Raw genomic sequence first — 5,539 nt, 5'->3', positions numbered from 1 at the left:
AGCGAGCCGACATTGCCGGCGATCGCCTGCCCGGTCGGCGTGGGCACGAGATAAAGGTTGGCCCCCGGCCGCAGCGCCCGATACTCGATCGCCAGCACCAGGCCGCGCAGGCCGCGGCGGCCGTAGATCTCGGAGATCTCCGAGGTCTCGGCATTGACCGTCTGCGTGATTTCCTCGGTGATCAGCCGTCGCGTATTCCAGGCGAAATAGGCCAGCAGCGAGGCCGCGAACATCGCGAACAACAGCAGATAGACCAGCGTCAGCCGGAACGCCGTGGTGCGGACGAGTTTACCGAATGCCGTCACGGATCATGTATCCCGCGCCGCGGATGGTGTGCAGCAGCGGCCGCTCGAAGCCCTTGTCGATCTTGGAGCGCAGCCGCGAGATGTGCACGTCGATCACGTTGGTCTGCGGATCGAAATGATAGTCCCAGACGTTCTCCAGGAGCATGGTGCGCGTCACCACCTGGCCGGCATGCTTCATGAGATATTCGAGCAGGCGAAATTCGCGCGGCTGCAGCGTCAGCTCGTCCTTGCCGCGGGCGACGCGGTGCGAGAGCCGGTCGAGCTCGAGATCGCCGACGCGATAAAGCGTGTCCTCCGCCGGTCCGCCGCGGCGGCGCGACAGCACCTCGACCCGGGCCAGGAGCTCGGCGAAGGAATAGGGTTTTGGCAGATAGTCGTCGCCGCCGGCACGCAGGCCCTTGATGCGGTCGTCGACCTGCCCGAGCGCGGAGAGAATCAGCACCGGCGCCGTGTTGCCCTTGTCGCGCAGCGCGCCGATCAGCGACAGGCCGTCGCGCTTGGGCAGCATGCGATCGACCACCAGCACGTCATAATCGCCGTTCTCGGCCATGGCGAGGCCCTCCTCGCCGTCGGCGGCGTGATCGGCAATGTGTCCGACTTCGCGCAACGCCTTCACGAGGTAGTCGGCGGATTCGCGGTCGTCTTCGATGATGAGGAGGCGCATCGTGCGTTCGGCGGCGGTCAAGGAGGTCAACCTTCTCTAAACATGGCGCGAGCGGCAATCGCATGCAAGCCGAGGGGGAGACTCTGGCATCGAGAAAAAGGCGGGCGGCGAAGCTGGGGGGACTCCACCGCCCTAGGCCTTCCGACGGAGGGGGGCGTAATTCCACCGGAAGGTAGACTGGGGAAGCGAAAATTACGCTGCTTCCCCGAAGGGCGCCGGCGGCGGGGGCGACTGATGCCGACGACACCCTTCATCTCAAAAGCCTCCTGAGGCCTACCCCTTGGCGATGGGCACGGCGACGAAGCGCGACTGGCCGCCGCTCTTCACGCGCATCAAGACGCTGTTCTTGTTGTCGGTCCGCGCCGTATTGATGGCATCGCGGACTTCGCCGGCGGTAGCGACGCTCTTGCCGCCGACTTCGAGAATCACGTCGCCTTCCTTGAAGCCGCGTTCGGCCGCGGCGCTCTTCGGATCGACTTCGGTGACCACGACGCCTTCCTTGCCGGCGCCGGCCACGGTATTGGCGGGCGCGACGGTCATGCCGAGCTTGGGCACGTCGGTGCCCTTGCTCGCACCCTTGCCGCTGTCAGTGTCGGTGTCGGCCTTGGCTTCCACCGTGTTCGGCAACTGGCCGAGCGTGAGGTTGATGACCTTGTCCTGGCCCTTGTGCAGCACGTTGAGCTTCACGGTCGCGCCGGGCGCCATGCCGCCGATGGTGCGGGCAAGCTCTCGGGCGTCCTTGACGGATTCGCCGTTCACCGACGTGATCACGTCGCCGGACTCGATGCCCGCCTTCGCGGCCGGACCGTTGGCTTGCGGCTCCGCCACCAGCGCGCCTTCGGCCTTCTTCATGCCGAGGCTGTCGGCGATGTCGGACGTGACGGGTTGAATCTGCACGCCGATCCAGCCGCGGCTGACCGAGCCCTTGTCCTTGAGCTGGGCGACCACGCTCTTCACGGTGCTCGCCGGAATCGAGAACGCGATGCCTACGCTGCCGCCGGAGGGCGAGTAGATCGCGGTGTTGACGCCCATCACCTCTCCGTTGGTATCGAAGGCCGGACCGCCGGAATTGCCCTTGTTCACGGGCGCGTCGATCTGGATGAAATCGTCATAGGGGCCATTGCCGATGTCGCGGCCGCTCGCCGAAACGATGCCCGCGGTCACGGTGCCGCCGAGGCCGAAGGGATTGCCGACCGCGAGCACCCAGTCGCCGATCCGCGGTTTGCTGTCGGCGAGCTTGGCGAACGGGAAGCTCGAGCTGCCCTCGACCTTGATCAAAGCGAGGTCGGTGCGCTGGTCGGTACCGATCACCTTGGCGGTGTAGGTCTTGCCGTCGTCGGTGGTGACCTCGACCTTGTCGGCTCCGTCGACCACGTGGTTGTTGGTCACGGCGAAACCGTCGGCCGAGATGAAGAAGCCGGAGCCCTGACCCTGCACGACGCGGCCGCGGCCGCCGCCCTTCAGACCGGGGATGCCGTCCGGACCGCCGAAGCGGCGGAAGAAGCGCTCCATCGGCGAGCCCGGCTGGAACGGCGAGGAGGAATCGTCGCCGTCGTCGTTGCTCGCGGTCTTCTCCTTCATGTTGACCTTCACCGAGATCACCGACGGCTTCACGCGCTCGACGATGTCGGCGAATCCGATCGGACGCTCGACCTTCCGGACCTCGTTGTTGACCTGCGCATGCGCCGGGCTCGAGAACAGGTCGGCCGGCGCGGTCGACGGGCTAAACCCATAGACGGCCGCGCCGAGACCGGCGACGACCGAGGCCATCAGCGCGAACTTGCGCGCGGAGAAGACCGAGCGGGTCTGCCGGTAGGACGGAAGGTTCGAAAGGTCGGGACGGTCGGTCATGCAGAGATCTCCAGGGGCCTTGAAATCCATTTGGTGCCTGAGGGTGGCGCCTTACGGACCTGAAGATGGGGGCTCCCGCCTTACCGCGCGCTGGCGAGGGGGTTAAACTTTTGTAATGAAGGGACGGAGCGGATGCGGCAGTTCAGCGCAGGCCGAAAATCGTGGCCTTACAGGAACTTAATCGAGTTCCCGCAACAGCGTGCAAGCGCGATTTTCTTGCACGCTCAGCTCGCCCTGACGCTGACGATGAACTCGTCGACCTCGCGCTTCAAGGTTTCGGCTTGCTGCGACAGGTCGACCGCGGAATCCCTGGCCTCAGCGGCCATGCGGCCGGTCTCCGCGGAGGTCGAGGTGATCTGGACGATATGGTTGGAGACGTCGAGGGTTCCGCGCGCGGCGTCCTGGGCGCTGCGCGTGATCTCCTGCGTGGCGTTGCGCTGCTGGGCTGTGTCGACCTCGATGCCGGACATGACGGACGAGATCTCCGACAGCGTCCTGGAAATGCCGTCGATCGCGCCGCGCGTCTGTGCGGTGATGCCTTGAATGCTGGCGACATGGGAGGTGATCTCCTCGGTCGCCTTGCTGGTCTGATGCGCCAGATTCTTCACCTCGGAGGCGACCACGGCAAACCCCTTGCCGGCCTCCCCTGCCCGTGCCGCCTCGATGGTGGCGTTCAGCGCCAGGAGATTGGTCTGCGAAGCGATCGCCTGCACGAGCTGCACGACCTCGCCGATCTTGTCTGCTGCGTCCGACAGCGTGTGGATGGTGTCACGACTCTTCTCCGCCTGCTCCGCCGCGCCCTCGGCGCGCTGGGTCGCGTCCGTGACGCGGCGGCTGATGGTGCCGATCGAATTCGTCATCTCCCCGGCAGAACCTGCGACGGTCTGCACGCTGGCGCTGGCTTGGCTCGCGGCGCTCGCGACCGCATTGGCCTTGGTGCTGGTGTCGTTGGCCGTCCGCGACAGCGTCTCGGCGTTGCTCTTCAGATGCACGGCCGATGACGCCACGCTGTCGACGACGCTGGCGACGAGATCGTTGAAGCGCTTGATCCGGTCGTCCAGGAATTTCGACCGCTCGGCTTGGTGCTGCGCTTGACGCAGCTGCCGTTCGGTGAGGTGGCGCCGCTCGAGGCCGTTGGTCTTGAACACCTCCAGCGCACCGGCGAGCAGGCCGATCTCGTTGGTGCGGCCGAGGCCCGGCACGGGCGTCTCGAATTTCTGGTCGGCGACCTCGCGCATGGCATGCACGATCGCCGCCAGGGGACTGAGGATGCCGTTGCGGACGGCGAACCAGGTGGTGAGGCAGATCGCGACGGCGACGATGGCAATCACGCCGCAGGCGATCAGGAAGAAGGAGAACGCGGCTTGCGCCTGCTGATAGATCTGCATGGCATGATCGCGCGCGGGGCCGCTCAGCGCGGCGAAGTCCGAGGACAGGCTGGTGATCTCGTTGTTGAGATAGAGCACCGCAATGAATCCAGTGCCGCCGCCGATGCCCAGCAGGAACAATAATGCAGCGACCACGGCGCCGACCAGGAAGCGGATCGTCAGATTGCTGTTCGCGAACATCGGGGACTCAGAGTCTGGAATCGAATTTCGCGACAAGGTTCCAGACAAAGGTCAATATAGCATGAAGCACGCGCTAGCGGCCCGCGGCCTACGTAACGTTACGTAACCAGGACGACTTCACCTCGCTAGGAAGATTTGGCTTCGTCCGACATCAACGCAGCAAGCTGCGCCTTCTCGTCGGGCGAGAGCGGCGGTGCTGGTACATCTGCACCGCTTCGCGCGCGACGCCGGATTTGCAGCCACAGCGCCAGGCCGCCCCCGATCAGCAGCAGCGGCCCGAGCAGCCACAGCAGCAGGTTCTGACGCTCGAAGCGTGGTTTCAGCAGCACGAACTCGCCGTAGCGCGCGACCAGAAAGTCGAGCACCTGCGAGTTGCTGTCGCCTGCGCCGATGCGCTCGCGCACCAAGAGCCGCAGATCGCGCGCCAGCGGCGCATCGGAATCGTCGATCGACTGGTTCTGGCAAACCATGCAGCGCAGCTCGCGCGACAGCTCGCGTGCACGGGCTTCCTTGGCGGGGTCCGACATGATCTCGTCGGGCTGCACCGCGTGCGCCGCAGGCAAAGCCAGCAGCATCAGCAGGGCGAACGCGGCCATCATCCGGCGCATCGGATCACTCCGCCGGCTGAAGGCGCTGCTTGGCCCGCGCCGGTTTCGGCGCGCCGACCCGCAGGCGCCGGTCGGACAGCGACAGCACCCCGCCGAACGCCATCAGCACCGGCCCCCACCAGATCAGGAGCACCAGCGGCTTGTGATAAATGCGCACGGCGATGGCGCCCTCGGCGGTGGCATCGCCAAGCGAAATGTAGAGCTGGCTCGCGCCGCGCGTCAGCAGCGCGGCCTCGGTGGTCGACGAGCCGCGGGTGGTGAAGCTGCGCTTGGAGGGCGTCATGACGCTGAGGGTCTCGCCATCACGGCTGACGTTGAACTCGGCGATCATCTCGCGGTAGTTCGGGCCCTGACGCTGAAGCAACCCGTCGAGCTTCACGTCGAAGCCGGCGATGTGGGCGACGTCGTTCTGCTTCATCGTCGCGATATGTTCGCTGTTCCAGGTGGTCTCGCAGACGATTCCGATCAGCGCCACGCCGAGGCCGGCATGCGCAAACGCCGTGCCCCAGGCCGAACGCGGCAGGCCGCGCGCCCGGTGCAGCA

At 66.0% G+C, this 5,539-nt stretch carries 5 protein-coding genes and 1 pseudogene; all 6 read right to left on the bottom strand.

The features are described 5' to 3' along the window. Positions 1 to 305: pseudogene (locus MOV74_RS30195) on the bottom strand (two-component sensor histidine kinase); the annotation flags it as partial. Then, on the bottom strand, positions 289 to 969 hold the full coding sequence (locus MOV74_RS30190; protein WP_246930391.1) for a response regulator transcription factor: 681 nt from the start codon (positions 967 to 969) through the stop codon (positions 289 to 291). The pseudogene MOV74_RS30195 and the gene MOV74_RS30190, both read right to left, overlap by 17 nt. A gap of 273 nt (positions 970 to 1,242) precedes the next feature. Next, positions 1,243 to 2,820: a Do family serine endopeptidase gene (locus tag MOV74_RS30185; RefSeq protein ID WP_246930389.1), complete on the bottom strand. Its 1,578-nt coding sequence runs from the start codon at positions 2,818 to 2,820 to the stop codon at positions 1,243 to 1,245. Between the two features lie 224 nt (positions 2,821 to 3,044). Next, on the bottom strand, positions 3,045 to 4,388 hold the full coding sequence (locus MOV74_RS30180; protein ID WP_246930387.1) for a methyl-accepting chemotaxis protein: 1,344 nt from the start codon (positions 4,386 to 4,388) through the stop codon (positions 3,045 to 3,047). 125 nt (positions 4,389 to 4,513) lie between these two features. Beyond that, positions 4,514 to 4,996 (bottom strand): cytochrome c-type biogenesis protein, encoded by a 483-nt coding sequence (locus MOV74_RS30175; protein WP_246930385.1) that lies wholly within the window; start codon positions 4,994 to 4,996, stop codon positions 4,514 to 4,516. Positions 4,997 to 5,000: 4 nt separating this feature from the next. Further along, positions 5,001 to 5,539: cytochrome c-type biogenesis CcmF C-terminal domain-containing protein (locus MOV74_RS30170; protein ID WP_309486851.1), on the bottom strand; the 539-nt coding region annotated here is incomplete at its 5' end.

Origin of the sequence: Bradyrhizobium sp. SHOUNA76 (genome assembly GCF_023006445.1) — a bacterium.
In the GTDB taxonomy this organism is placed as follows: domain Bacteria; phylum Pseudomonadota; class Alphaproteobacteria; order Rhizobiales; family Xanthobacteraceae; genus Bradyrhizobium.
This window is presented reverse-complemented; position numbering and strand designations above follow the sequence as displayed.

Coding starts and splice junctions, on each gene's coding strand:
- MOV74_RS30190 (WP_246930391.1), bottom strand. CDS start 969: ATGCGCCTCCTCATCATCGAAGACGACCGCGAATCCGCCGACTACCTC.
- MOV74_RS30185 (WP_246930389.1), bottom strand. CDS start 2,820: ATGACCGACCGTCCCGACCTTTCGAACCTTCCGTCCTACCGGCAGACC.
- MOV74_RS30180 (WP_246930387.1), bottom strand. CDS start 4,388: ATGTTCGCGAACAGCAATCTGACGATCCGCTTCCTGGTCGGCGCCGTG.
- MOV74_RS30175 (WP_246930385.1), bottom strand. CDS start 4,996: ATGCGCCGGATGATGGCCGCGTTCGCCCTGCTGATGCTGCTGGCTTTG.